Source organism: Dethiobacter alkaliphilus AHT 1, from assembly GCF_000174415.1.
Taxonomy (GTDB): Bacteria; Bacillota; Dethiobacteria; order Dethiobacterales; family Dethiobacteraceae; genus Dethiobacter; species Dethiobacter alkaliphilus.
On record NZ_ACJM01000004.1, the window covers coordinates 111062 to 135955 of the forward strand.

Consider the following 24894-nt stretch of genomic DNA (forward strand, 5'->3'; position numbering starts at 1 on the left):
GGTTTCCTTAGCAGCTTCGCAAACTGCGAAGTGTTATAATTTCCGGCACAAAGAAAGACCCTGCTATTTTTTTCGCAGGGCCGTGGTAACGGAGGCAAATATTCCTTTATTTACAATGGTATCCACCACATCGCTTTCCATAACTTCACCCAGCACCCGCCCATCTTTGTTTACCACCACAATGCGATGATATTTCTTCATGGCAAAGCGGCGCAAAACGTCTTTTAGGGGAGCTTCGTCCAGTGCCATCAGTGTGGTTAGCGGCATCACGCCCTGCTCATACAATATTTTTTTCTTACGGCCCAGGCTGCGAATAAAAGAATACATGGCCACCGTTCGCTCTTTGGCCGCAGCAAAGTAAAGAAAAAAAGCGGCCACAAACAGAGTCAGGTGAAAATGGCCGGTATAAAACAGGTAGAAACCCAGAAGCAAAAGCAGCGAGGCCATAATCTGACTGATGCGAATAGCCAGTTCCGTGGCCTGTTGAAACCCCAGGGATCCGCATAGGCGGGCACGCAAAATACGGCCGCCATCCAGCGGCAGTGCCGGCAACAGATTAAAAAAACCCAGCACCAGATTGCAGCGAATAAAAAAGAGAAACATTTCATTTTGCTGCCAGCCGGGAAGGTTGGCATACAATACCATGGAGATTGCCACTAGCACAAAGTTAAACAGCGGACCGGCCAGAGCCACATTGCTTTCCACCTGCGGGTCCAGCTCCAAAACATCTTCAATGCGAGCTACACCGCCAAAAGGGAAAAGCTCTACATCCCCTACTTCAAGGCCATGGGCCCTGGCAATCAGCATATGCACCGTTTCATGCGCCAATACCAACGAGAATAAAATAAGCGTTTCTCCCAGATAACCATAAAAGGCCAGAAGAAATAACAACAGTAAAAAGACCCAGTGGAAACGGAACGTTATGCCGCCCAGTTTGAGAAGTTTCAAACGCTGCCTCTCCTTTTATTGCGCATCTTGGAAAAATTGCTCGGGATCCACCGGCTGTTGGTCACGCCATACTTCAAAGTGCAGATGACTTTCCCCTTCTCCCTCAGCCACTGCTGCAATGACCTGACCCTGAGTGACCGTTTCACCGGCAGCAACCAAAGAATTGGTAACGCGGCCATAAATGGTCACTATATTATTGTCATGCTCCAAATAGATTGTTTGCCCATACGCCGCATGCTCCTTGACAACGGAGACCCTGCCGGAGAGTGCAGCATATACCGGGTCACCCGCTTCGGCCAGCACATCTATCCCGTAGTGCATTTCCGTTTGACCATCTGCATCAATACGAGTTCCATAGGGGCTGGCCAGAACACCGTTTACAGGTGCGGCCATCACGTCTTCCACAGGCTGTGCCGGAGCTTCTCCGTTTCCGTTTTCCGTAAGCGGCGGCAGCTCACCGTCCCTGCGCCAGTTAAATTCCTGCACTGTCTGCACCACCGGTTTTGCCGCATCGATTATTTCAGAGGGACTTAACTGATGTTGAGTAAGATAGTGAACTCCATCTACTAAACGGTTGGTCACCGGCAGGTTTATCAGGCTAAACAGGCCAAGGCTGATGACAACCAAAATGGCCGCCACCGTCTTTTGATACATATGCTCACGCATGGGTTTAAGCAGCGTCTGTGGCAGGTTTTCCCAACGAATTTGACGACATTCCGGGTCCGGCTCCACATAAAAATCATCGCTGCGACGCTGGGCCCTCTCCTGTAACCGTTCCCGGAGCGAACCCCGTGATTTCCTTTTCTTCTTCATCCAACCACCCCCCGGAAGGTTTGTCCTTAGCCTTATCCAATTATATTTAACCCCCCGGAAATATATGCTAAAAATATTACAACGTGGACAGAGGGACAGGTTCATTTGTCCACAAAACCGTGACAAGGGGACCCTCTGCGGGGACAGGCAGGTCAACTACCTCTCAGCCTTTCGACGCATAGGGACAACTCAACCTGGGTATTTTCGGAATAGCAAAGAAAAGAACCCCCGCAGCGCGCGAAAGGGTTCTTTCGTAGACAATATTTAAAAAAAGTGAGACAGTTTAACCTGTGCTACAGGGTGAAAAAGTGGACAAATAAACCTGTCCCTCTGTCCACAAATGAGGGGTTAGTTACCAAACATGAGGCGGTGGCGGCGCATGCCGATGTTTAGGACAAGGCCGATGGCCATCATGTTCATCAGCAGCGAACTGCCGCCATATGACATGAAGGGAAGCGGCAGGCCGGTAACAGGCATCATGCCAATGGACATGCCGATGTTAACCAATACTTGAAACACCAGCATGGATGCCACACCAAAACAGATTAACATGCCAAAGGTATCTTTGGCGTTGGCACCAATGCGCAGAATACGGAAAATCAGAATCAGGTAGAGCAATAATAGGACAATGGCACCGACAAACCCCAGCTGCTCAGCCAACGCCGAGAAGATAAAGTCGGTGTGCTGTTCCGGCAAAAAGTCCAGCTGAATCTGTGTACCGTCGGCAAACAGGCCTTTTCCCCAGACTCCTCCGGAGCCTACCGCAATCATGGATTGGATTAGCTGGTAACCATAGTGCAGGGGATCGGAATCGGGGTTAAGGAAAATAAACAGCCGCATCCGCTGATATTCCTGCAGGCGGGTATACAGCAACGGCAAACCTACAGCTGCCCCGGCTATGGCATAAAAAGCCAAGTGTCTGAGCTTGGCACCGGCCATAAATAACATGCCAAACACAATGACGATAAATACCAGTGAGGTGCCTAAATCCGGTTGCATAAAAATCAGGCCCATAGGGATAGCCACATGGACAAAAAACGGAATGGGGCTGAATAAACTTTCAAAATCTCCTTCCCGGGCTGTCATATGCCGGGCCAGAGATATAATGATAATAAACTTGGCAAACTCGGAGGGCTGCAGTCGAAAAAATCCCAGTTCAATCCAGCGTTGGGCCCCTCCCGCTGAGCTACCTAGAAAAAGAACAGCCAAAAGCATTAGCAAGTTAATTCCATATAAATAAGGAGTAAAGCGATAGAAGATGGTATAATCAATACTTACTATCACCAGGAGAATTATAAACCCCACACCAAACATCATGGCCTGTCGCTGGACAAAAAACGGATCACCGGACAGATCATGCATGGTAACACTGCTAATGACAACCAGACTCATCAGCAGAATGGCAATCACCGTTAATAACAATAAAAAATCAAAACTCCGAAACAACCGGCGGTCAAACAAATTTTCCACTCCCGTAAAAGTAAGTGATTTTAAACCAAATAAGAAAGGCGCGCTTATTTTTATTCCCTCAGGCGCGCGTTTTCAATACTGGTTACTTAGCAAACATGTAATTTCCCAGTAAAAAATAAAGTGCCGGGGAGAATACCCCTAGCACTTATTATACGGCAAGTTGTCTAAAGCGTAAAGCGGCAACTGTAGCCAACTTATGCGTTTCTGCGAATTGCTTTAACTGCCAGGTTCGCTTCCAGTACCGCTGTGCCGTCGCTTTTGTGCATATTAATTTCTGTTTTAGTCTCATCAATTTCCAAATACTTAGAAATCACCGAAATCATTTCTTCCTTGATTTTATCAAGAAACTCAGGGGAAACGGTGGCGCGGTCATGAACAAGCACCAGACGCAAACGCTCTTTGGCGATATCTTTACTCTCCTGCTTTCCGGTCAGGGCGTTAAGAAATGCTTTAAGGTTCATACCTATTTCCTCCTAGCCGCCGAGGCCCATTATTTTCTTCAGCCTGCTGAAGAATGAACGATTTTTATACAACTCCAGAAACTCCACTTCCTCACCCATTACCCTGCGGACTATGTTTCTGTAAGCCTGGCCGGACAATGATGAGTTCTCGTTGGCCACAACCGGCTCTCCTTTATTGGTGGATACAATGATTTTCTCATCATCGGGAACCACACCAATCAGGTCGATGGCCAATATTTCCAGAATATCATTAATGTCCATCATATCGCCGCGCTGGACCATATCTGGCCGAAGTCGGTTTATTATCAGCTTTGGATCCCGTAATTCTGCGGCCTCCAATAGGCCGATAATCCGATCCGCATCTCTCACCGCAGATACTTCCGGCGTGGTCACAATCAAACCACGGTCAGCCCCTGCTATGGCATTGCGAAATCCCTGCTCAATTCCCGCCGGGCAATCCACCAGGATATAATCATACTCTTCCTTTAACTCATCACACAGGCTCTTCATCTGTTCTTCTGATACGGCATTTTTATCCCGGGTCTGGGCAGCGGGTAGAAGAAACAGCGTATCATAACGTTTGTCACGGATTAAGGCCTGTTTTGAGCGACAGCGGCCTTCCACCACATCCACCAGATCATAAACAATGCGGTTTTCCAGTCCCATCACCACATCCAGGTTCCGCAGGCCAATATCTGCATCCAAAAGAACCACTTTTTTACCCGACAGGGCCAAACCCACTCCAAGGTTGGCGGTTGTGGTGGTCTTGCCTACGCCACCTTTTCCTGAGGTAATAACTATAACTTCACCCATATTTCTTCAACCCCTTTTCTAACTACCTTAAGAACTAAGAACCCAGTTTTATGGATATTGCAGCAATCATAATCCGGTTATCACTGATGTATGCATATTCCGGTTGATCAGGCAAAGCGGAGTCATCGGGCGCCCGGGAGATAATGTCGGCAATACGCAGCTGAGTAGGGGCCAAACGCAATGCCACAACTGAGGCGGACCTGTCGCCTCCTGCCCCGGCATGGGCTATCCCCCGCAATGTGCCGAACACATAAATATCTCCTTCAGCCACAATTTCCGCTCCGGGATTCACATCACCCAGCACGGTAACATTACCGGGGAAATGTACTCCCTGGCCGGAACGCAGTGTGCGCTTAATCACAAGAGAGCGGCCTTCCTTAAAACCTTCCATTTTTATATCTTCGGTCTCACCGCGTCGTTTAGCAGACGATACGGTAGGTGGCCGCTGTGCCGTGGTTTGAATCCCTGTAAGCTGTAGTTTGCTGTTTTCTGCAATGACCTGTGCTAACTGCTCTTTTTCGTGTTCTGTTAAAATACGATTACCAATATCCACACGAACCTCTGCCTCAGCAAAAAAAGCTGCTCGCTGCTTCAGGCGTTCGGTGAGGTCGGAAAGAATCTCATCAAAGCCGGCACTTTCCAGGCAATAAATGGTAACGCCATCCTTTGTGCCCTTGAATTCCACACTGTATTTGTTCATACCATCCTCCGCATGTCTTTACACACTTCCAGAAATATTTCGTCAGGCAGCGGCAAATTCCTGCCTGCATGTTAAAATAACGACAATTCCTCTATAAAAAGGAAAACGCTCCACCAGAAGAGCGTATGGCAAATTATATCTGCCGCATTTAGTACTATGCAACACCGGGGACGGTCCCCGGTGTTGCTTTCTATTCGGTATCTTCTTCAACTTCTTGCAGCTCTTCCGGGTCGGGTTCGGGAGTATAATATTCCTCAATGATTTGACTAACGATGGGGACGGCGGCTGACGACCGCCATCTTCGCGTGTCTACGGCATACTCCACAAGAACTGCAAAAGCAATTTCCGGGTTGTCCGCCGGGGCATAACCCACAAAAACACTGTGGGCGTATAAATCTCTATCCGGATCAGTCTGGGCAGTCCCCGTTTTACCGGCAACTTTTACCGGCAGTCGGGCCATGCTGGGTGCTGTACCACCGGCCACTGTCACCGCTTCCATGCCGCGCCGGTTAATATCCCAGGTGCTCTCATCGTAATCTAAATGATTTAGCACCTCCGGTTCTGCGGTGAATGTAACTTCTCCTCCATGGCTTACAGCCTGCTGTACAAGATAAGGACGGTAGTGGATGCCGCTGTTGGCCATCATAGCCGTATAATTTGCCAACTGTAATGGTGTAATGATATGGCCCTGGCCGATGGCAGAGCCCAGGAGATCACCTGGTTGATAGTTGGATCGATATTTACGGCTGTTTATCAGGCCGGATATTTCACCACGCAGGTCGGTAAGACCGGTAGAACTACCAAAGCCGAAATCTTCGGCGTAGTCTGTCAGTCTGTCGGTACCGAGACGATACCCCATTTCATAGAAAAAAATGTTACACGACTTGGCAATGGCCGGCACGATACTTAAAGTCCCGTGGACACTCCAGCAACGGCGGGTGGCACTGCCAAAATATGTGGCCGAACCTCTGCAGGTCACTGTAGAGCGCTCATTAATTAAGCCTTCCTCAAGTGCAGCTATTCCCGGGAGCATTTTAAAAGTGGAACCCACAGGGTACCCACCCATTATTGCTTTATTATACAGAGGTTCGTTAGGGTCCTTATTCAAAGCGTCAAACTCTTCTTTGTCTGCTCTGAAAGTGTTAATGTTATAATCCGGGTAACTGGCCATGGCCAAGATGGCACCACTATTGGGATCCAAGATTACCACAGAACCCTTACCTGCCTGATCATGTCCGTCCTCAATGAGGCCGGAAATCACATCATCAAGGGCCCGCTCCGTTATGTCCTGCAGTCGGGAATCTAATGTAAGATAAATGCTGTCCCCGGGCACCGGCTCTTCCTGCTCCAATACACGGGTGCGGCGGCCGTAGCGGTTGGTTTCCACCAACAGTTTACCTTCTTCACCCCGCAGATACTGCTCCCAGGTGGCTTCCACGCCGCCCCGTCCGATATCATCGGTCCCACGATACATAATACCTTGGGCTTGGGCTGCCCGAATCTGATCCTGAGAGATGGGACCAACATAGCCTAAAACATGTGCCGCCAAGCTATTATGAACATATTCCCTGACCGGCTGGGTTTCGATAATTACTCCGGGCAAATCCATGCGCCTTTCCTCGATTTTGGCCACCACTTCGGGGGAAACATTGTTGGCCAACCGGATAGGAGCGAAACTGCGGAAGCGCTCATTATAAATTTTATCGCGAATATCTTCCTCTGACATGTCCAGCAGTTCGCTTAAATATTCAATGACAAAGTCCGCTTCCCGCAGATTAATATCTAAAATAGACACGGCAAAGCCGGCCCGGTTGGCGGCCAGCAGTTCTCCGTTGGCATCAAAAATCTCGCCACGGGGGGCGCTGATTGGAAGTTGGCGCTCACGGTTATTTTCCGCCCGTTCCACATAGTGCTCATATTGATATATTTGCAGCCACGCCAGACGGGCGGAAAGCACCAGTACTATCAGGAGCACTACCGCACTAAAGACCCGTAACCGACGTAATAATGATTTGTTCATAACGCCTCCGCTAATCCATGCCTTCTGTTTCTGCAAATAACAGATGGCGTTTTTGTGCCCGGTAAAGGCTGGGGTAAATCAGGCCCATAATAAAGAAATGCATAGCCATGCGTACCAGGGAATACTGCTGCAGGTATTGTACCAATGATAGAGGCTGAGGGATTGCAAAGAGTCTCTGCAGGAAGAAAGTAAGGCCGTCATTAAAAACCGAAAAAGTTATCACCAGGAGCATGGGGGCAAGCACGAAATCTTTATAGATTTCATCGGCAAAAAGGCCGGCCAGTGCTCCGGTAAGAGTCTTGGTAAAGGCAAAAAAACCAAGGGGCGCACCAAAGAGAATATCCTGCAAAAGCCCGGCGGCCAACCCCACCAGGGCTCCCCGCTTGCTGTCGGAGAGCAGGCTCAGAGCCACCACAATAACCAGCAATATATCGGGATGTACACCATCGGGCCCTGCCAATGACAACACAGAGCCCTGCAATGTCAGGCTGATGACAAACAGTGCAAAAATTATAACCTGGCCCACTAGGACTCCTCCCCGTCTGAATCCCCCTGGGAATCCACCACAAAAACTTCTTCCAGCCGGTTAAAGTTTGCCGCCGGCTTTAGGAGGGCGTATTGCGTAATACCCAGTTCGTCTTCCATTGTTTCCAACACATGACCGATTAACAGCCCTTTGGGAAACATCTCGCCCAGTCCGGAAGATATAATGGTATCACCGGGTTGGATATTTGCTTCCCGGGGAAGGTTTATCATGCGCAGGTAACCAGGTCTGTCCGGGTCGTTCTCCACCACGCCCACTTCCACTTCTCCCGGCTCCCGGGAGCGCTGCACCAGCGAGCTGACAGCACGCCTGCCATCGGTTAACAGCAGCACCTGTGAGGAAAATTCCTGAGTTGAATAGACATTGCCTATCAACCCTTCACTGGTCATCACCGCCATGCCATCACGGACACCATGGTTCCTGCCCCGGTTAATGGTAATGGTATAGAACCAGTTACTGGGGTCCCTGGCCACCACAGCGGCTGGGATTAGTTCATAATCACTGCGTTCCCGGAAATCCAGCATGGCACGCAGACGATTATTTTCCTGCTGCAATTCAATCAGTCGAACTTCCATGGCAGCTGTTGCGGCGAGCTGATCATGTAACCGCTCATTTTCCTCCAGCATCAGCTGATAGTTCTGCACAGTGGCCAACGTGCTTTCCACTGAACGCGTTAAACGCTGAAAGACCCCTTGTACAGGGGCCACAACAGTCAGCAATACTTCTTCTACCACCGTGATGCTTTGCCGGTCGGCTGTGATTTTTGCCGTACCGAGTAGCAAAACCAATAGCAATAGAAGTGAGATAATTTTTTTGTTCCGGTTCCCTTTCGGCTTAGGCACCAGCATTTATTCCACCCTTATCTGTTTGCCCTGCCAAGCTACATAGCCTTCCGCGGCGAGAGGGCGACTCTACGTAATAATTCGATTTCCCCAAGTGATTTTCCTGCACCCAACGCCACACAATCCAACGGATTCTCAGCAATATAAACGGGCATCCCCGTTTCTTTGGCCACCAGCTTGTCCAAGCCGTGCAAAAGCGCACCGCCGCCGGTCATAACTATCCCTTTGTCCATGATATCGGCAGCCAGCTCCGGCGGTGATTTTTCCAAAGTAATCTTAATGGCTTCCAGAATGCTGGCCACGGGATCGGCCAAGGCAGATTCAATTTCTGAATCGGTGATTACCTGAGTTTTAGGCAGCCCGGTAACCAGGTCGCGGCCACGAATCTCCATGGTCCGGTCTTCGTCCTGTTCTCTGTAAGCTGTACCGATGGTAATTTTAATTTCCTCGGCGGTCCGCTCACCAATCATAAGGTTATAACTTCTTTTAATGTACTGAACAATAGATTCGTCCATTTCGTCTCCACCTACGCGGATGGAGCGGCTGGTAACAATGCCGCCCAGGGAGATAATGGCCACCTCGGTGGTGCCGCCGCCAATATCCACAATCATACTACCGGTGGGCTCTTCCACAGGCAACCCTGCACCAATGGCTGCCGCCATAGGTTCTTCAATAAGAAATGCTTCCTTGGCACCGGCCTGTTTGGTGGCATCAATTACGGCCCGTTTCTCCACTTCCGTTACACCGGAGGGAACACAAACCACTACCTGTGCTTTAAACATTGTTTTCCGCCGGTAGGCTTTGGCGATAAAATGACGCAGCATGGTTTGCGTTACGTCAAAATCTGCGATTACGCCGTCTTTCATGGGACGGATAGCCACAATATTACCGGGGGTACGGCCAATCATGCGTTTGGCTTCTTCCCCAACTTCCAAAATTGCTCCATTATCCCTGCGGATAGCCACAACGGAGGGCTCGCGCAATACTATACCCTTCCCTTTCACAAACACTAATGTATTAGCGGTTCCCAGGTCAATACCAATATCCCGGGAAAAATATTTCGTCAAAAAGCGCATTAAAGCTTCCCCTTTCATCATTAAAATCTGCTATATTACATTATATCAGTTTTGTCACCAACCTCAACATAAAAGTTAAAGTTTACAGTATTTTCATTTTTTAGTCTGAGGATAAAAGCCCTTTTTCACGAAAGCTTATAAACTTTCCGTCCCCGATAATAATATGGTCCAATATCTCGATTCCTATTAGCCGTCCCGCTTCCCGCAAACGGCGCGTCACGTCCAAATCCTCACGGCTTGGTGTGGGGTCTCCGCTGGGGTGATTATGAATCAGGATAATACTGGCGCATGCTTTGCGGATTGCGGGGCGAAACACCTCCCGCGGGTGAACCAGTGATGTATTCAGGCTGCCGATGGAAATTTCTTCGATGCCCAATACTTTGTTTTTTGTATCCAGCATGATGGCTCTGAAATGTTCACGCAGATTATGGCGCATTTCCTCCATCACCAGTCCTGCCGCATCGCCGGGGGACGATACGGTGACCGACTCATGGCGCAAGCGGGAAGAAAGACGTTTTGCCAATTCCGCCGCAGCCAGAATTGTTACGGCCTTGGCCGGCCCTAATCCCTTAATGGACAGGATATCATCGGCACCGCAGCGCGGCAGTTCCTGCAATCCTCCCACATTAAGAAGTACTCTCTCTGCCAGTTGTACTGCCGTTTCCTCCCTGGTACCACTGCGAATCAGAATGGCAATCAGGTCTGCATCGGATAAAGACGGAGTGCCGTTGGCCAGTAACCGTTCCCTCGGCCTTTCACTAGGTGGTAAATCCTTGATGGTCAGGCGCCGTGATGTCATGTCCTCAGCTCCTTCCCCAGATTTGGACCCCCATTTCCTCCAGCATCAGGCAGAGAGCCGATAAAGGCAACCCCACCACATTAAAGTAGCAGCCATCCAGCTTTTCCACAAAGATAGCCGCCTTACCCTGAATACCATAGCCGCCGGCCTTGTCAAAGGGTTCGCCGCTTTGCACATAGCCGTCAATTTCTTCTTCCCGCAAATGCCGCATTTTTACCGCTGTTGTCTCCACATGATCCAATGTCCGGTGATTTTCACTGTCTATCACAGCTACTCCCGTTAAAACATGATGGGTCCGTCCGGAAAGAGAGCGCAGCATTTCTTTTGCCTCCATCGAATCTTTTGGTTTTCCCAGCAGTTTACCGTCAATGCAGACAACGGTATCGGCAGCAATAATTATGCCCTGGGTCAGCTGCATTGCCACGGCATTAGCTTTATTCAGGGCCAGGCGTTTTGCCAGCCTGGCCGGGTCCTTCTCATTTTCATTTTCATCCACACCGCTAACCTTTACTGCAAACTTTAACCCGATCTGCTGCAGAAGCTGGGCGCGGCGCGGCGATGCCGATGCCAAAATCAGTTTTGTCATATAAACACCTGTTATTGTTGTTTTACATCCTTAATAACCTTGGACAGGGCTTTTTCGGCATAAATGACCACCAGGCCGGTAAAAAAACCGGTGGGCAGCGCCAAAAACAAAAGCAGGGGTAAATACAGCCTGAGCAGATTAATGTTCTGAATCAGAATACTGGCAATTAACACCTGGGCGGTATTATGTGCCACCGCTCCCATTATGCTAACGGCTATCAGGGATACAGCGCCACGCCGCCAAAGTGAAATGCCTAGAGCCATGGCCAGAGTCGATAAAACTGCTCCGCCAAAGCTGAGAAAGAAGCCAAAACCCAAGAAGTTCCCTATAAATATACTGCCCAAAATTGCCCGAATCACCGCAATAAACATGGCAGATTTAAAACCATAAATTACAAATGTCAGCAGCGTAATTACGTTGGCCAGCCCCAGTTTGGCACCGGGCACAATCATTGGTACCGGCACCATTGCTTCCACGGTATGAATAACCAGGGCAAAGGTAATCAGAATGGCAATGTGGGTTAATTTTCTAGTTTGCATCATTACAGGATTTCCACCTGATCATCCAGGCCGGAGGAAGTGTGAACCTGCCCGTCGTCGGTAATAAAGATTGCCTCGGTATCGGCCAGTGATTCAATTAGCTCCATGCCGCTTTCCAATCCCATGACAAAAAGTCCGGTGGAGAGAGTATCAGTGGTTATGGCATCCTCACCGAGAACTGTCACACTGGTCAGGCCGCGGGTGGGAATGCCGGTATCAGGATCAAGAATATGGTGATAGCGCTGGCCATCTTCCATAAAGAAACGTTCATAGTCACCGGAAGTTACCACCGACTGGTCGTCCAGCTCCACAATGGCCGCCAGGTTGGTCCGGTCCCTGGGGTCACGAATACCGATGCGCCAGGGAGTGCCATCCGGTTTTATTCCCAACACACGAATGTCTCCACCCGCATCAAAAGAAGCAGACTCAATGCCCATTTCCTGCATTGTGAGCAGCGCCTGATCCACAATATATCCCTTGGCGATACCACCAAGGTCCAGTTCCATTCCCTCTTTTTCCAGAAATACTTCCAGGCGTTCTTCATCCAGATGAATTTTTCTGTAGTCCACCAACTCAAGGGCACGCTCCAGCTCTTCATCATCGGGAACCCGGTTCTCACCGGAGCCAAAGCCCCACAATTCCATAACCGGCGCCACCGTAATATCAAAGGCGCCTCCTGTCATTTGGCCAAATTCCACGCCTTGACGGATAACCTCAAAAGTTTCCTCAGATACGGCCACAGGGTTTTGACCCGCCGCCGCATTTATTTTTGCCACGTCCGAGTCTGACTGATGCCTGTCCATAATAGCCTCAAGCTCCGCAGCACGGCGATACGCCGCACTAAGTGCTTCTTGTCCCAGCGCTTCATCTTCAGTATAGACCAAAGCTTCCACCACGGTGCTCATTAAAAATTCCGAACGTCTCAGTTCGAAAGCATCTCCATTTCCCCCGTTACCCTGCTGCTGAAAAAAGATTGCTGCAACAATTAGTAACGCAGCCACCAGAACACCAACTATTGTTCTCTTCGGCAATTTTGTCAACTGTCATCGCTCCATTTTGTGTAGTCTGCAATCAGTTTACCACGGATACTGCATACACGCAACACAATACGGCAAAAGGCGCCAAATGGCGCCTCTTCGCTATTTTTCCAAGAGTAATTCTCCCGGCTATTGTTAGTTAATCCAGTTGTAGTAAATAAGGATAAAGAGGAACAGCCCTAACATTAACGCCATCAAAAGTGAGTCGAAATTCAGGTTCTTAATGTTCCAATCCGACGGGCGACCCCGCATTTTATCCCAAAGACTTCTGGTATCTTCACCGGAGTGCTCATGCACTTCATCCGGTGAGCCGTCGAAATCGGCAGACTTATCTGCCATTCGCCTTGCATACTCTCCGGACTTCTCGTAGGCCTCGTTGAGTGAAGAGTCAAAGTGCTCCGTGCGCTCCGCCAGACGACGGGCAACGTTGCCGGATTTCTCATAGGCATCGTTAATTGAGGAATCAAAGTTACTGACGTATTTGCACATATTGGAAGCAATCTTGCCTGTCTGCAGATAGGTCTTGTTGATACCGGAGTCAAAGGAAGCTCCGAAGTTACAGCAAGTGTTTAAAAAGAACCGGGACAGCGGCAGGAAAAAAACGTACTCAATACTAAACCATTCCGGTGCTTTCCACTGGAAGCCGCGGGTATGATCCAGGAAGAGATACATGACCGCAGCCACCCCTAAGACAATTAGCGGCTCTTTTAAGTCATACCAGAGGAAAAAGTTTATTTCACGCAAAGAATCAAAAACATAGGGGTCAAAGGTGAATCCGGCACTGGCGGGTATTACATAATTGTTGAGGATAAAGTTGGGGAAAAGCCCAATGGCCAAAATACCCGCTGCAAAAACTCCCAACACTGCTTTGATAAGCGGTGAAACAGAGAAGTCCAGCTTTTCTTGTTCCGGCTTCGTCCGGCCCAAAAAGAGGCCGTTTAACAGCTTGGCAAAATACACAACGGTCATGGCACTGGCCAGCACATAGATCTTTTCTCCCCACCACAGGCTGGTAAACTGTCCGCCGTAAGTGTAGGAGTAATCTATGGCCCGGTGCATAATGGCTTTGGAAGCATAGCCGTTTCCTCCCGGTATCCCGGCAATGCCGATATAGGCAATCATAAATGTTACCAGCAGGAAGGGTACCTTTTTGGCCATACCGCCAATGCGGCTGATATCCACATCTTTTGTTATCAGGTATACTGCTCCCACCGTAAAAAAGAGGGAGGCTTTAAAAATAGAGTGATTTATTATATGATACATTGCTCCGGCAAAACCAACACCGCCCCGGTCGTAACCGAGGAATACGGCAACGCCGATACTCATCAGAATATAGCCCATCTGACTAATACTACTGCAGCCTAAAATACGCTTAGCATTATTTTGAAGCATAGCCAGTCCGGCACCCACCACCATGGTGATAAGGCCAAACCAGATGGTGGCAAAACCTATCCAGGTCATAATTTCCGCACCGGCAATTTCTACGGTGGGGTCTGCCGGGGTAAAAATCATCCCCATTACCCTGATTAAGCCGTAGGCTCCCGCTTTTAACATTACAGCTGAGGAAATGGCGTTGACAGGGGACGGTCCTTCTTCATAGGCCCGCGGCAACCAGATATGCAGCGGCACCATCCCCATTTTTGTACCGAAACCCACCATAAACAGAGGGATAACCACCAGCGGATTGATTCCGGACGCCAGTATCTCTTCCAGCATGGGGGCAATCTCTAAGGTGCCCAGGCCCCAGTACATGATAAAGATCCCCATCAAAAGCGCCAGGCCGCCGGCCACACCCATGTAAATGGTGATACTACCGGCCCTAAGCGCCGCGGGAGTTTGGCGGTGAATAATTAAGACGTAAGAGGAGAAAGTCATTAACTCAAAGAACAAAAACAGGCTGAACAGGTCTCCGGCCAAAACAATTCCCAGACAATGCGCAAGGGTGAAAATCAGGAAAAAGTAGAACCTGTTCTGCGCATGCTCCTCTTTCATATAGACAGTGGCATAAATTGTGGCCAAAAGCCAGCTTCCGGCAAACAGGACGGCAAAGACAAAGCTGACAAAATCAGCACGGAAATAAAGCCCGTAATTCATCACGTCGGCAAAATGATATACCAGTGGCCCCTGTTGAACATAGGGGTAAATGGACATTACAATGCCGAAAGTAACCAGAGCCGTCAGTACCGCCAACACATTGCGCAGTCGCGCTGAGTAAAGGCCTGCCAGGAAGACGATAAATGAACCTAACAGCGGGAAAACAATTGCTGCCACCGGCAATAGTGAGGTAATATTTTCAGTTGTGGCCATGATCTCCTGTGCAGCTTGAAAACTCATGATGTTTAGAATCCTCCCCTGAGTAAGAAATCAGCGGCTACCCGTGAAAGGTCGAAGGGCAGATTGGAAGGCAGCAGCCCAAACAAAAGCGTACTTATTGCAAGAATAGCTACGGGAATCAGCATTTTATAAGGCGCTTCATTAATCTTAACCGGTTCATGCTCATGTCCGTGTTCTAAACCAAAGAAAGCGGAAATGATAATAGGCAGATAATAAAGACCGTTTAGCAAACTGCTGATTAAAAGAATCAGAACATAAAAAGGTACACCTGCATCCATGGCACCAAGCGCCAACGTCCACTTACTTAAGAAACCGTTAAATGGCGGAATACCGATCATAGCCAATGCGGCCAGAGTAAAGGCAAACATGGTAAAGGGCATCTGCTTACCTATACCGCCCAAATCCTTAATGTTACGTTTACCGGTTTTCAGGATAATGGCGCCGGCCGCCAAAAAGAGGGTGCTTTTCATAAATGCGTGACTGAAAATATGGAAGATGTTGCCGATAAGCGCCCGCTCTGTAAGCAGTGAAATACCCAGCAAAATATAACCCATTTGACCGACGCTGGAGTAGGCCAGGCGTCGCTTTAAATCTTCCTGGGTGATGGCTACGGCGGAGCCCAGCAGGATGGTAATTACAGCTACCACGGCAATAATCAGCGTCCAGCCTGTTTCCTGCATAAACTCGATGCCGAACACGTGAAAGATTACACGCAATAAGCCATAAGCACCCGTTTTCAGCATGATCCCGGAAAGCAGGGCACTGGCCGGTGACGGCGCCACCGGATGGGCGTCAGGGAGCCAGACGTGCAGCGGGAACATGCCGGCTTTCATTCCAAAACCAATCAAGAAAGAAATAAAAGCAAAAAATGCCAATGTACTTTGTTCCGCTATTAAAGTGGTCTCAGTGCTTAAAGAGACGGAACCGCCCAGTTCGAAGGTAATAATTATACCAAAGAAGAGAGCCAGACCGCCGATAATGGTCATAATCAGATACTTATAACCGGCGCGCAGAGCGTCGATGGTTTCTTCGTGGACCACCAACACATAAGAGATCAGCGACATTAATTCAAAGAATACAAACAGAGTGAAGAAATCACCGGCCATGAAAATTCCAAGGCAACCGGCCAGGGTAATCATTAATACCGGATAATAGCGGTTGCAACCATGCTCATGGCACATATAGTCCAAAGAATAAATAGCCACCAGCATCCAGACAAATGACGACAAGAGCGCCAGGGAAAAGCTGAGTATATCTACCCGGAAGGAAATTTCCAGGTTAGGCAGCAATTCCAATACGCTGAACTGAATAATGTTTCCTTCCATAATATACGGATACAGGGCCGCGACGGAAAGGAAAGTCACGACGGAAGTAAATACTGCCAAAGCGTTGCGCATCTTTTCTGAATGCTGTTCCACGTAGTAGATTACCAAAGTCATAACCAGGGGGAACATCACAACCCAGACAGGCAGGAAGGAGCTCGCCATTTCCACGATAATTCATCTCCTTTTGATGAAAGATTCTCTGCAGCTCACTTCATGATGTCGAATTTATAATAATCCCAGAAGTGACTGGGCAGCCCTGGTAACGACCCCCAACACCGTGGAGGGAAACACACCAAACCAGATGACACCAAAAGCCAAAAGCACCAGGGGAGCGGACATTTGCAGGGGCAACTTTTTCGGTTCCGCCACACGTCCTTCAGGCTCACCGAAGAATGCATTTACAATAATGGGCAAATAGTAGATGCCGTTAAGCAGACTACTGATTAGGATAACGGCGGCGAAAAAGGGCCTGCCGATGTCCAGGGAACCCAATGCCAGATACCACTTGGAGATAAAACCATTGGTGATGGGTATGCCCACCATGGCAAAAGCTCCGATACTAAAGGCTACCGTGGGAATCAGCATGGTATGCCCGATTCCTTTAAGCTGACTGAGCTTGCGCGTCCCGGTACAGTAAATAAATGCACCGGCAGAAAGAAAGAGCATCGCCTTCATAATGGCGTGGTTCAGGATATGCAAAATACCTCCGGTCAGAGCGGTCTCACTCATCAGGGCCACGCCCAGGAAAACATAACCGATTTGCGCAATACTGGAATAGGCCAGCATCTTTTTGATATCATCCTGCACAATGGCAAACATGGAACCAATTACAATGGCCAGGGTGGACATCCATAAAAGAATCTCCATCACCGGAACCATACCTAACATTTCTGCCGGGAATACCTTGTACAACAGTTTAATCATTACAATGGCGTACACTTTAATAACCAGCCCGGAAAGCACTGCCGACGATGGAGAAGGGGCAGAAGAGTGGGCATCCGGCAGCCAGACGTGCAGGGGAAACAGCGCCGCTTTAACACCCAGGCCGGTCAGTAACAGTGCCAGGGCAGCCAAAAGATTATACGGATAAAGATACATGGCCTCCTGCAGTGCCCCGGACACAAAGACGAAATTCAAATGACCGGTTACCATATAAATCATAGCAATTGCCAGAAGAATACACCCGGAACCTACAGCAGACAAAACCAGGTATTTAAAGGCCGCTTCAATACATTCACGGCTCTCTTTAATCGATATTATCCCACAGGAAGCAATAGCACAAATTTCTACGAAAACAAATAAGTTAAATAGGTCATTGGTCAGCACCATGCCCAGCATGGAGGCCATTAAAAGCAGATACAGAGTATAGTACCAGCCCACCACGCCTTCTTTTAGCTCGTGAAGCAGATCCTTTGTACCATAAAACAGAATGATCAGACCCAGAGCCGACAGGGTGGCGGAGGCAAATGCCGCCAGATAATCAACGGTAAGTTCAATCCCCCAGGGAGGCGGCCAGTTACCCATTTCATAGGTAAAGGGCCCGGTGGTCATTACCTGCCAGACCATGTACAGTGAGGCCAGCAACATAAATACCAGGGCACTCAGGGTAGCTGGAGCCACCCAATTCTTGCGCCAGCGGCTGAAAACCGGTGCCAGATAAGCAAAGAACAGCGGAACTACCACAATTAAGGCGGGAAAGTGTTGTGTCAGGCTCACAGGGATTCACCTCCCCGGATGCGCATAATCTCTTCGGCATCAATGGTGCCGTAAGCTTTATAAATTTTAACAATTAAACTAAGTGCATAAGCACTTACACTGACGGCAACAACAATCCCGGTAAGAATAAGTGCGGAAGGAAGCGGGTTTACATAGGTGTGGCCGGCACCCGGCTCGATGATGGGGGCGCGACCGCCATACACATAACCTGTGGCCACAAAAAAGAGGAAAATTGCGGTCTCCATCACATTCATGCCGATAACTTTCTTAATCAGGTTATTATGGGTAAGCATGGTATGAAAGCCGATGACAAAGAGGACGATGGCAAAGAAATAATAACTGTTCTGGTGCAGTCGCAGCAGAATCTCAGTGATGGTCATGACTGTGGTCCTCCTCTCCCTCAATCAGGCTATAGAACAATGTAATCATGGTACTGGCTACTTTGATACCCAACCCAAAGGTAATAATGGGTATTGCTCCGGCACTAAACAAATCGCCCAACTCACCCATGGGGAAGCCGGCCGCTCTGTTGCCCAGGAAATTAGTGCCCATAAAAATGGCCGCAATACCAATGGTGGCGAACAAGACTGCACCACCACTCTCCAATACGGTGGAAACATCATGGGAGATTTTTTTAGAACCTTCCTTTAGGTTAAAGGACAGGGCAAACAGAATCATACTGGCACCAATAATAGCCCCGCCGGAAAACCCGCCCCCCGGTGAAAGGTGGCCATGAACCACTACGTACAGCCCATAGAGCTGTACAAAGGGCAAAATAATTCGGCTGATATAGCGAACAATTACGTCTTCCATTTCGGTCAGTCACCTCGCATCTGCATCAGTGCGCCTTCAAGTTGGCAATGGCGGCGGCAATGGCCACAAAAAGCACCGTAGCTTCGCCAATGGTATCAAAAGCGCGGTAGTCGGTAATAATGCTGGCAATCATATTCACGGCGCCGGTTTCCTCAATGCCCTGTTCCAGATAACGCTGCGGAACTTCATTATTGGTAGGATTGTTCGGATCACCAATAGCCGGCATTTCAAGTACGGTGACTACCAACATGATGCCAATGACTGCCAGAAGAACAACGGTTAATATTTTGCGCATTATTCTTCCCTCCTGGTCTTACTGATGGTGGCCACCAGCAAAAATGTGGTTACACCTGCACCCATTGCCGCTTCTGTGATGGCAATATCCGGCGCTGCCAGCATCAGCCAAAGAATTGCCATAGTCAGGCTGTAAGCGGCAAAGATAATAACTGCGGCCAGCAAGTCCCTTGTCCGTGCTACGAAGATGGCACAAACTACGAGAAAAACCAGCAGCAGATACTTAAGAACCTCAGTCACTGCACCGCACCTCCCCGGTCTTGTCCAGCTCGTATGAACCTTCACATACTCTGGCTTTATTCAGGAAAGCAGCGCGGGCGATTACGTGCGCTGAAGTGGGGTTTGTTATCCAGATAAAAAGGATCATAAAAAGAAGTTTTACGCTGGCCTCAGATATTCCGGAATAAAGGGCCAGGGCCAGCAGGATCAAGCCTGCTCCCAGGGTATCACACTTGGTGGTGGCGTGCATCCGGGTATAAACATCAGGTAGCCGCAACAGGCCCACAACTCCTACCATAAAGAAAAAGGTGCCGGCGGCAAGCAGTATTGTAATTATGACATTCATTGGCTGTCCTCCTTATTCCAGGGCGCCCTTTCCATGTATTTGGCAATACCGATGGTGGTGGCAAAACTAATAAGTGCATAAACCATGGCTACATCCAGGAAGAACTCCTGATCAAAGACCATCGCCACAATTGAGATAATAACCACCGTTTTGGTGCCGATAATATTAATTGAAACAACCCGGTCTGCTTCACTGGGGCCCACCACAGCCCGGTACAGACAGAGAAAAGTGGCAATCGCCATAATAATTCCGGTACCAATCATAATCTGTTCGATTAAGCTAAGTTCAGGAAACATGTTTTTCCAACTCCTCGATTTCAGTCAGCTTGTCCTGCATGTCCCATGTTGCCACATCTTCAGCATTCTGGCGGGTAATGGCGTGAACATAAAAGATGCCTTCCTCAACTTCCACCGTTAGCGTACCCGGCGTCAGCGTAATGGAGTTAGCCAGAATCACACGGTTCAGCGGCTTTTTAACCTCAGTACGGTATTTGACAAACCCCGGAGAAATATCCATCTTTGGTCTTAGCACAATCTTGGCCACGTCCCAGTTGGCTTTAAAAATCTCCACCACCAGAATGTAGAAATACTTGATCCATCTGCCGATGGTGGCTTTATGATATAATGGACGCTCCTCCGGCTTTAACAACAAATCATGATTGAAGCGCGCAATACCGTAGGAACAGAGAGCACCAATGAGCAGGTGCTGCCAGTTTACGCGCCAGGTAATGAGAATCCAGAATATAAACAAGATGCCAACCATTACCCAAAATGTTGCACCGTATTTATTCTTGCTCATTGCTACCCTCCCTTTCACCGCGCAAATAGTGGCCGGATTTACCGCCGGCTTTTTCCATTAAACGAATGTTTCCGATAACCATATCTTTGTCAACTGCTTTACACATATCATAAATGGTAAGCGCCGCCACCGATGCGGCAGTAAGCGCTTCCATCTCCACCCCCGTCTGGCCTGTGGTACCTACCGTCGCCTCAATCTCAACCAGCGACTGCTCCCTGTCCAGGTCAAATTTTATATCCACGGAGGTCAGAAATAACGGATGACACATGGGAATAAGCCGGGCAGTATCTTTGGCGGCCATTACGCCGGCCACCTGGGCCACCGCCAGCACATCGCCTTTGGCAATTCCGCCTGCAGCGATTCGCTCCAGTGTTTCCGGCTTCATTTTTATCTCACCACGGACCACAGCCACACGTTTTGTGCTGTTTTTGGCGGACACATCCACCATTTTAGCGCGGCCCTGTTCATTGATATGTGTCAATTTATCCATTTTATCCTCCGCATCTTTCCGGTCAGGCAATGCTTCTAGTGTACACCCGTACTAAACACCTGTCAACGGAAAAAAACTGGAACGCATGTTACATTAGTTAAAATGGTGCGGAAGGGAAACCCTTCCGCACCGCTTTGTTATTCGATGGTGTTTCGTGGGCATACTTCCACGCAAGTTCCGCAGTTGTTGCAAATATAGCTGTCAATGGTGGCGATGTTGTTTTCCATGCGGATAGCATCCACCGGACATTTTTTAACACAGATGTTACAGGCAATGCAGCCGCGCTCACATACTTCCTTGACCTTTTTGCCCTTATCCTGTGACTTACAGCGTACGTGGTGCACTGTCTTTGCATTTACCAGTTCGATTACCTGCCGCGGGCAGGTGTTTTTACACTTGCCGCAGCTGATGCAGGCATCCACATCAATGATGGGCAGACCCTTATCACTCATGGTGATGGCATCTACCGGGCAAACGCGCTCACAGTTGCCAAGACCCAAACAACCATAGGAACAGGCAGTGGGGCCACCGGAAAACATCAGAGCAGCTTTACAATCCTTTACACCATGGTACTGGTGCTTTTCCTTGGCAGTGGCGCAATCGCCCGCACAAGTGAGCTGCGCTACGTGCCTGGCCTCGGCATCCGGCGCTTCGGCTCCCAGGATTTCAGCGATTTTGTTTGCCACAGAGGCTCCGCCGGGAGTACAGCCGGAAACCGGTGCTTTCCCTGCCACCACTTCTTCGGCAAACTTAGCACAACCGGCATAACCGCAGGCACCGCAGTTGGCGCCCAACAGCATTTCCTGTACCATCTCCACCTTGGGGTCCACTTCAACAGCAAACTTCTGAGAGGCAAATGCCAGTGCCCCGCCAAAAGCCAACCCCAGACCGCCCAGGCTTGCAATTGCTGGTATTAAATCCATATTTTACGCCTCCTACATCATGCCTGTGAATCCCCCGAAAGCAAGGGAAAGGATTCCGGCTATAATCATCGCAATGGATACACCGCGGAAATGCTTGGGCAGAAAAGCCATGTCCAGACGTTCCCGCGCTCCGGCCAATATAACCAGCGCCAGAGTAAAACCGGCAGCAGCCGACAAGCCAAAAACTACCGCTTCAAACAGATTGTAGCCTTCCTGGATACTGAGAATTGCCATACCCAGTACTGCACAGTTAGTGGTAATCAGGGGCAAAAAGATGCCCAAAGACTGGTATAGAGTGGGGCTGACCTTACGAACAACAAGTTCCACAAACTGAACCAGTGAAGCAATTACCAGAATGAACACAATGGTCTGCAGATACTGTAAATCAAAGCGTTCCAGCACATAATACTGCAGAATCCATGTCACCAAAGAGGCCATACCCATAACAAACGTTACCGCCATACCCATTCCCAGTGAAGTGTCTACTTTTTTGGAAACGCCCATAAACGGGCAGATACCCAGAAAACGGACCAGCACGAAGTTACTGACAAAAATGGCCCCGAAAACAATTGCAAAAATTTCACCCACAGTCTACCCCTCCTTTACTCCAGTTTAAACTTCGCAGATAACGCACTCATTACGGCCAGCAAGAGACCCAAAGCCAGGAACGCTCCTGCCGGTGAGCCAAAGACCTGAAATGGCTGATACCAATCAGCTCCGAGGATTTCAATTTGAAAGATGGTACCCTGTGCCAACAGTTCGCGGACTGCCGCCAGAATTGTCAGCGCCAGCGTAAACCCAAGGCCCATACCCAACCCATCGGCCAGTGAATGAATGACAGGTTGCTTGGAAGCAAATGCTTCCGCACGTCCCAGCACCAGGCAGTTTACCACAATCAGCGGCACAAAAATGCCCAACTGAGAATGTAGTACAGGCATATAGGCATTAAGCACCATATCTACCATGGTAACAAACGTTGCGATAACGATAATAAAAATGGGAATTCTGATTTTTGATGGGATTACCCCTTTTAAAAGGGAGATTACCAGGTTTGAAGCCACAAGCACCGCAGTGGTGGCAAGACCCATTCCAAAGCCGTTCTCTGCCAAACCGGTAACAGCCAGTGTGGGACAGAGCCCCAAAAGTAACCGGAAGACGGCATTCTCTTTGATAATGCCCTTGGAAAATTCTTTCATAATACTCATCTTTTCACCCCCCGGCTATTGCGCCAGTGCATTTAGCACGGCATTCTTAATTCCATTACTGCTGCCTGTAGCTTGGCTTACCGCATCAACATCAAGGGACTGCTCGGCAATGATGTCGTCGATAACCTGCTCGGCATCGGCAAAGATACCTGGTGTATCATCGTGGTCGGTTACAGTTATTTCAGTAATCTCTCCACCGGATACTGTAACTTCCACAGTTACGTCACTCTTAAACCCGGAAGCGGTTCCGGTGTAGGTGCCGTCTTCCAGCGCGTCCATATCAACGGTGGGAGCATCAGGAACAGCGTCCGCATCACCGAAGCGCAGGACAATTTCCATCAATTCACTTTCTACTCCATTTATCATGGCTCGGGTAGAGACAGTTGCACCGGAAATAACATCCACATGATCAGCAATGTTATCTTCTAACCCCAGGCCTTCAAACTGCTCCAGGTAGTCTGCCCGGGTAATCACATCACCCAGGCCGGCTGTTTCCGACTGAGAAATGACGGTTACACCAACAATTTCACCTTCATCGTTTACACCCAGGTTAAAGCGGATGGTACCGCCGTAGCCTTCGGTGCGTCCTTCGGCCAGAACGCCGATGTAGTTACCGTCGGCATCATAGGCCACAAAACCTTTATAGCCGTCCACTTCTTTTTCCTCGAAATCTTCGATGGCGGGGAACAGCTCTTCCAGCTCAGCTACCGTTTCCTCATATATACGAGCCTCAACAACTGCTGAGGTAATGTCATTGGTAACCGCCAGAGCCCCGGCCGCCACCGCACAGATAATGGCCAGTATCAGCCCGTTACGGATAATGTCTTTCATTATTTAGCCACCTCCCCGTATTTGGTGGGCAGGGTCAGGTTGTCAATCAACGGTGTGAGGGCGTTCATTAAGAGGATAGCAAATGTCACGCCTTCGGGGAATGCGCCGTAGAGACGCACCAGCATGGTCATCACACCACAGCCGATACCGAAGATTAGACGGCCCCGTGCTGTAACGGGTGAGGTTACCATATCGGTGGCCATAAACAGAGCACCCAGCAGCACACCACCGGCCAGCACATGGAACAGCCCTGCGGAAACCATGGCCATGGGCGAGCCGAACCCTTCAAACAACAGACCCATTACAAAAACTGTACCGATATAGCCGCCGGGAATACGCCAGTCAATGTGTCCTTTATAGAACAACCAGGCGGCGCCGAGAATGAGAGCAAAGGCGCTTGTCTCACCTAAAGAACCGGGAATGGCGCCCACAAACAGATTAGTAAAGCTAAAAGCATCGGCGCCCAACTCCAGCGGTGTTGCCGCCGTAGTTAAGTCCACCGGACGAACCCAGTAAGTTAAATGACCTGCCCAGGATGCCAGCAAAATGGCGCGGGCCACCAGAGCCGGGTTAAAGATATTGTTACCAATTCCACCAAAGACCTGCTTACCGATAATAATTGCGATGGCACCACCCAGCACACTGATCCACCAGGGCACTGCAGGCGGAAGCACCATAGCCAACAGCAAGCCGGTTACAGCAGCACTGCCGTCGCCAAAAATATTCTTTTCCCTCAGCACCAGCGCTTCGGCGACCATGGCGGAAACTGTGCAGAGCACCATGGTTAAAAGTGCGGGCCAGCCAAAAAAGATCACACCGGCCAGTGCGGCGGGAAATAAAGCTACGAGAACGTCGATCATCACGCTTTGCACCGATTCAGGTGTTTTAATGTGCGGCGATGACGTAACGATTAGTTTTCTTTCCATCTGGTTATCCCTCCTTTACCTTTGCA

At 49.3% G+C, this 24894-nt stretch carries 30 protein-coding genes; all 30 read right to left on the reverse strand.

The annotated features are described in order from the left end of the window. Positions 1–63: 63 nt before the first annotated feature. Positions 64–948, reverse strand: coding sequence for a site-2 protease family protein (locus tag DEALDRAFT_RS04980; protein ID WP_008515464.1), 885 nt, complete (start codon positions 946–948; stop codon positions 64–66). Between the two features lie 15 nt (positions 949–963). Continuing rightward, positions 964–1761: a M23 family metallopeptidase gene (locus DEALDRAFT_RS15885; RefSeq protein WP_008515465.1), complete on the reverse strand. Its 798-nt coding sequence runs from the start codon at positions 1759–1761 to the stop codon at positions 964–966. Between the two features lie 348 nt (positions 1762–2109). Further along, positions 2110–3222: a rod shape-determining protein RodA gene (rodA, locus tag DEALDRAFT_RS04990; protein WP_008515468.1), complete on the reverse strand. Its 1113-nt coding sequence runs from the start codon at positions 3220–3222 to the stop codon at positions 2110–2112. 203 nt (positions 3223–3425) lie between these two features. Beyond that, entirely contained in the window at positions 3426–3692 is a 267-nt protein-coding gene (gene minE, locus DEALDRAFT_RS04995) for a cell division topological specificity factor MinE (protein ID WP_008515470.1), read from the reverse strand. 12 nt (positions 3693–3704) lie between these two features. Further along, the gene (minD, locus tag DEALDRAFT_RS05000; RefSeq protein ID WP_008515472.1) at positions 3705–4505 is read right to left on the reverse strand and encodes a septum site-determining protein MinD; all 801 of its coding nucleotides are present in this window, start codon (positions 4503–4505) and stop codon (positions 3705–3707) included. 34 nt (positions 4506–4539) lie between these two features. Continuing rightward, the gene (minC, locus tag DEALDRAFT_RS05005; RefSeq protein WP_008515474.1) at positions 4540–5205 is read right to left on the reverse strand and encodes a septum site-determining protein MinC; all 666 of its coding nucleotides are present in this window, start codon (positions 5203–5205) and stop codon (positions 4540–4542) included. Between the two features lie 190 nt (positions 5206–5395). Continuing rightward, positions 5396–7225, reverse strand: coding sequence for a penicillin-binding protein 2 (mrdA, locus tag DEALDRAFT_RS05010; RefSeq protein ID WP_008515475.1), 1830 nt, complete (start codon positions 7223–7225; stop codon positions 5396–5398). 10 nt (positions 7226–7235) lie between these two features. Then, a complete protein-coding gene (gene mreD, locus DEALDRAFT_RS15890; protein WP_008515477.1) occupies positions 7236–7751 on the reverse strand; it encodes a rod shape-determining protein MreD in 516 nt (171 codons plus the stop codon). Next, positions 7751–8617, reverse strand: a complete 867-nt coding sequence (mreC, locus tag DEALDRAFT_RS05020) for a rod shape-determining protein MreC (RefSeq protein WP_008515478.1) — start codon at positions 8615–8617, stop codon at positions 7751–7753. The genes mreD and mreC overlap by 1 nt, the downstream gene beginning before the upstream one ends. A gap of 32 nt (positions 8618–8649) precedes the next feature. Beyond that, a complete protein-coding gene (locus tag DEALDRAFT_RS05025) occupies positions 8650–9687 on the reverse strand; it encodes a rod shape-determining protein (RefSeq protein WP_008515480.1) in 1038 nt (345 codons plus the stop codon). Between the two features lie 100 nt (positions 9688–9787). Then, positions 9788–10486, reverse strand: coding sequence for a RadC family protein (radC, locus tag DEALDRAFT_RS05030; protein WP_008515482.1), 699 nt, complete (start codon positions 10484–10486; stop codon positions 9788–9790). Between the two features lie 4 nt (positions 10487–10490). Next, positions 10491–11072: a Maf family protein gene (locus DEALDRAFT_RS05035; RefSeq protein ID WP_008515483.1), complete on the reverse strand. Its 582-nt coding sequence runs from the start codon at positions 11070–11072 to the stop codon at positions 10491–10493. 11 nt (positions 11073–11083) lie between these two features. Then, the gene (locus DEALDRAFT_RS05040) at positions 11084–11614 is read right to left on the reverse strand and encodes a Gx transporter family protein (RefSeq protein ID WP_008515485.1); all 531 of its coding nucleotides are present in this window, start codon (positions 11612–11614) and stop codon (positions 11084–11086) included. Next, positions 11614–12651: an FAD:protein FMN transferase gene (locus DEALDRAFT_RS05045; protein ID WP_008515487.1), complete on the reverse strand. Its 1038-nt coding sequence runs from the start codon at positions 12649–12651 to the stop codon at positions 11614–11616. Before DEALDRAFT_RS05045 ends, DEALDRAFT_RS05040 begins: the two co-directional genes overlap by 1 nt. A 132-nt stretch (positions 12652–12783) precedes the next feature. Further along, on the reverse strand, positions 12784–14982 hold the full coding sequence (locus DEALDRAFT_RS05050) for a complex I subunit 5 family protein (protein WP_008515488.1): 2199 nt from the start codon (positions 14980–14982) through the stop codon (positions 12784–12786). 5 nt (positions 14983–14987) lie between these two features. Further along, a complete protein-coding gene (locus DEALDRAFT_RS05055; RefSeq protein ID WP_143753388.1) occupies positions 14988–16469 on the reverse strand; it encodes a complex I subunit 5 family protein in 1482 nt (493 codons plus the stop codon). 63 nt (positions 16470–16532) lie between these two features. Next, positions 16533–18023, reverse strand: coding sequence for a complex I subunit 5 family protein (locus tag DEALDRAFT_RS05060; protein WP_008515493.1), 1491 nt, complete (start codon positions 18021–18023; stop codon positions 16533–16535). Further along, complete coding sequence (locus DEALDRAFT_RS05065; RefSeq protein WP_008515494.1) at positions 18020–18403, reverse strand: cation:proton antiporter subunit C; 384 nt, start codon at positions 18401–18403, stop codon at positions 18020–18022. Before DEALDRAFT_RS05065 ends, DEALDRAFT_RS05060 begins: the two co-directional genes overlap by 4 nt. Continuing rightward, on the reverse strand, positions 18390–18836 hold the full coding sequence (locus DEALDRAFT_RS05070; RefSeq protein ID WP_008515496.1) for an MnhB domain-containing protein: 447 nt from the start codon (positions 18834–18836) through the stop codon (positions 18390–18392). Before DEALDRAFT_RS05070 ends, DEALDRAFT_RS05065 begins: the two co-directional genes overlap by 14 nt. A 25-nt stretch (positions 18837–18861) precedes the next feature. Further along, positions 18862–19131 (reverse strand): hydrogen gas-evolving membrane-bound hydrogenase subunit E, encoded by a 270-nt coding sequence (gene mbhE / locus DEALDRAFT_RS05075; RefSeq protein WP_008515498.1) that lies wholly within the window; start codon positions 19129–19131, stop codon positions 18862–18864. Beyond that, positions 19131–19370: a hydrogenase subunit MbhD domain-containing protein gene (locus DEALDRAFT_RS05080; RefSeq protein ID WP_008515501.1), complete on the reverse strand. Its 240-nt coding sequence runs from the start codon at positions 19368–19370 to the stop codon at positions 19131–19133. Before DEALDRAFT_RS05080 ends, mbhE begins: the two co-directional genes overlap by 1 nt. Beyond that, positions 19363–19695, reverse strand: a complete 333-nt coding sequence (gene mnhG, locus DEALDRAFT_RS05085) for a monovalent cation/H(+) antiporter subunit G (RefSeq protein ID WP_008515503.1) — start codon at positions 19693–19695, stop codon at positions 19363–19365. The genes DEALDRAFT_RS05080 and mnhG overlap by 8 nt, the downstream gene beginning before the upstream one ends. Next, entirely contained in the window at positions 19692–19991 is a 300-nt protein-coding gene (locus DEALDRAFT_RS05090) for a monovalent cation/H+ antiporter complex subunit F (RefSeq protein WP_008515504.1), read from the reverse strand. The genes mnhG and DEALDRAFT_RS05090 overlap by 4 nt, the downstream gene beginning before the upstream one ends. Continuing rightward, positions 19981–20493 carry a Na+/H+ antiporter subunit E gene (locus DEALDRAFT_RS05095; protein WP_008515506.1) on the reverse strand — a complete coding sequence of 171 codons (513 nt, stop codon included), beginning with the start codon at positions 20491–20493 and terminating at the stop codon, positions 19981–19983. Before DEALDRAFT_RS05095 ends, DEALDRAFT_RS05090 begins: the two co-directional genes overlap by 11 nt. Next, on the reverse strand, positions 20480–20983 hold the full coding sequence (gene moaC, locus DEALDRAFT_RS05100; RefSeq protein ID WP_008515509.1) for a cyclic pyranopterin monophosphate synthase MoaC: 504 nt from the start codon (positions 20981–20983) through the stop codon (positions 20480–20482). Before moaC ends, DEALDRAFT_RS05095 begins: the two co-directional genes overlap by 14 nt. 137 nt (positions 20984–21120) lie before the next feature. Further along, positions 21121–21906 (reverse strand): RnfABCDGE type electron transport complex subunit B, encoded by a 786-nt coding sequence (locus DEALDRAFT_RS05105; RefSeq protein WP_008515510.1) that lies wholly within the window; start codon positions 21904–21906, stop codon positions 21121–21123. Between the two features lie 12 nt (positions 21907–21918). Then, positions 21919–22494: an electron transport complex subunit RsxA gene (gene rsxA, locus DEALDRAFT_RS05110; RefSeq protein ID WP_008515511.1), complete on the reverse strand. Its 576-nt coding sequence runs from the start codon at positions 22492–22494 to the stop codon at positions 21919–21921. A gap of 14 nt (positions 22495–22508) precedes the next feature. After that, entirely contained in the window at positions 22509–23111 is a 603-nt protein-coding gene (gene rsxE, locus DEALDRAFT_RS05115) for an electron transport complex subunit RsxE (protein ID WP_008515512.1), read from the reverse strand. A 15-nt stretch (positions 23112–23126) separates the two neighbouring features. Beyond that, the gene (locus tag DEALDRAFT_RS15895; RefSeq protein WP_008515514.1) at positions 23127–23942 is read right to left on the reverse strand and encodes an FMN-binding protein; all 816 of its coding nucleotides are present in this window, start codon (positions 23940–23942) and stop codon (positions 23127–23129) included. After that, a complete protein-coding gene (locus DEALDRAFT_RS05125) occupies positions 23942–24868 on the reverse strand; it encodes an RnfABCDGE type electron transport complex subunit D (protein WP_008515516.1) in 927 nt (308 codons plus the stop codon). The genes DEALDRAFT_RS15895 and DEALDRAFT_RS05125 overlap by 1 nt, the downstream gene beginning before the upstream one ends. Between the last annotated feature and the right edge of the window lie 26 nt (positions 24869–24894).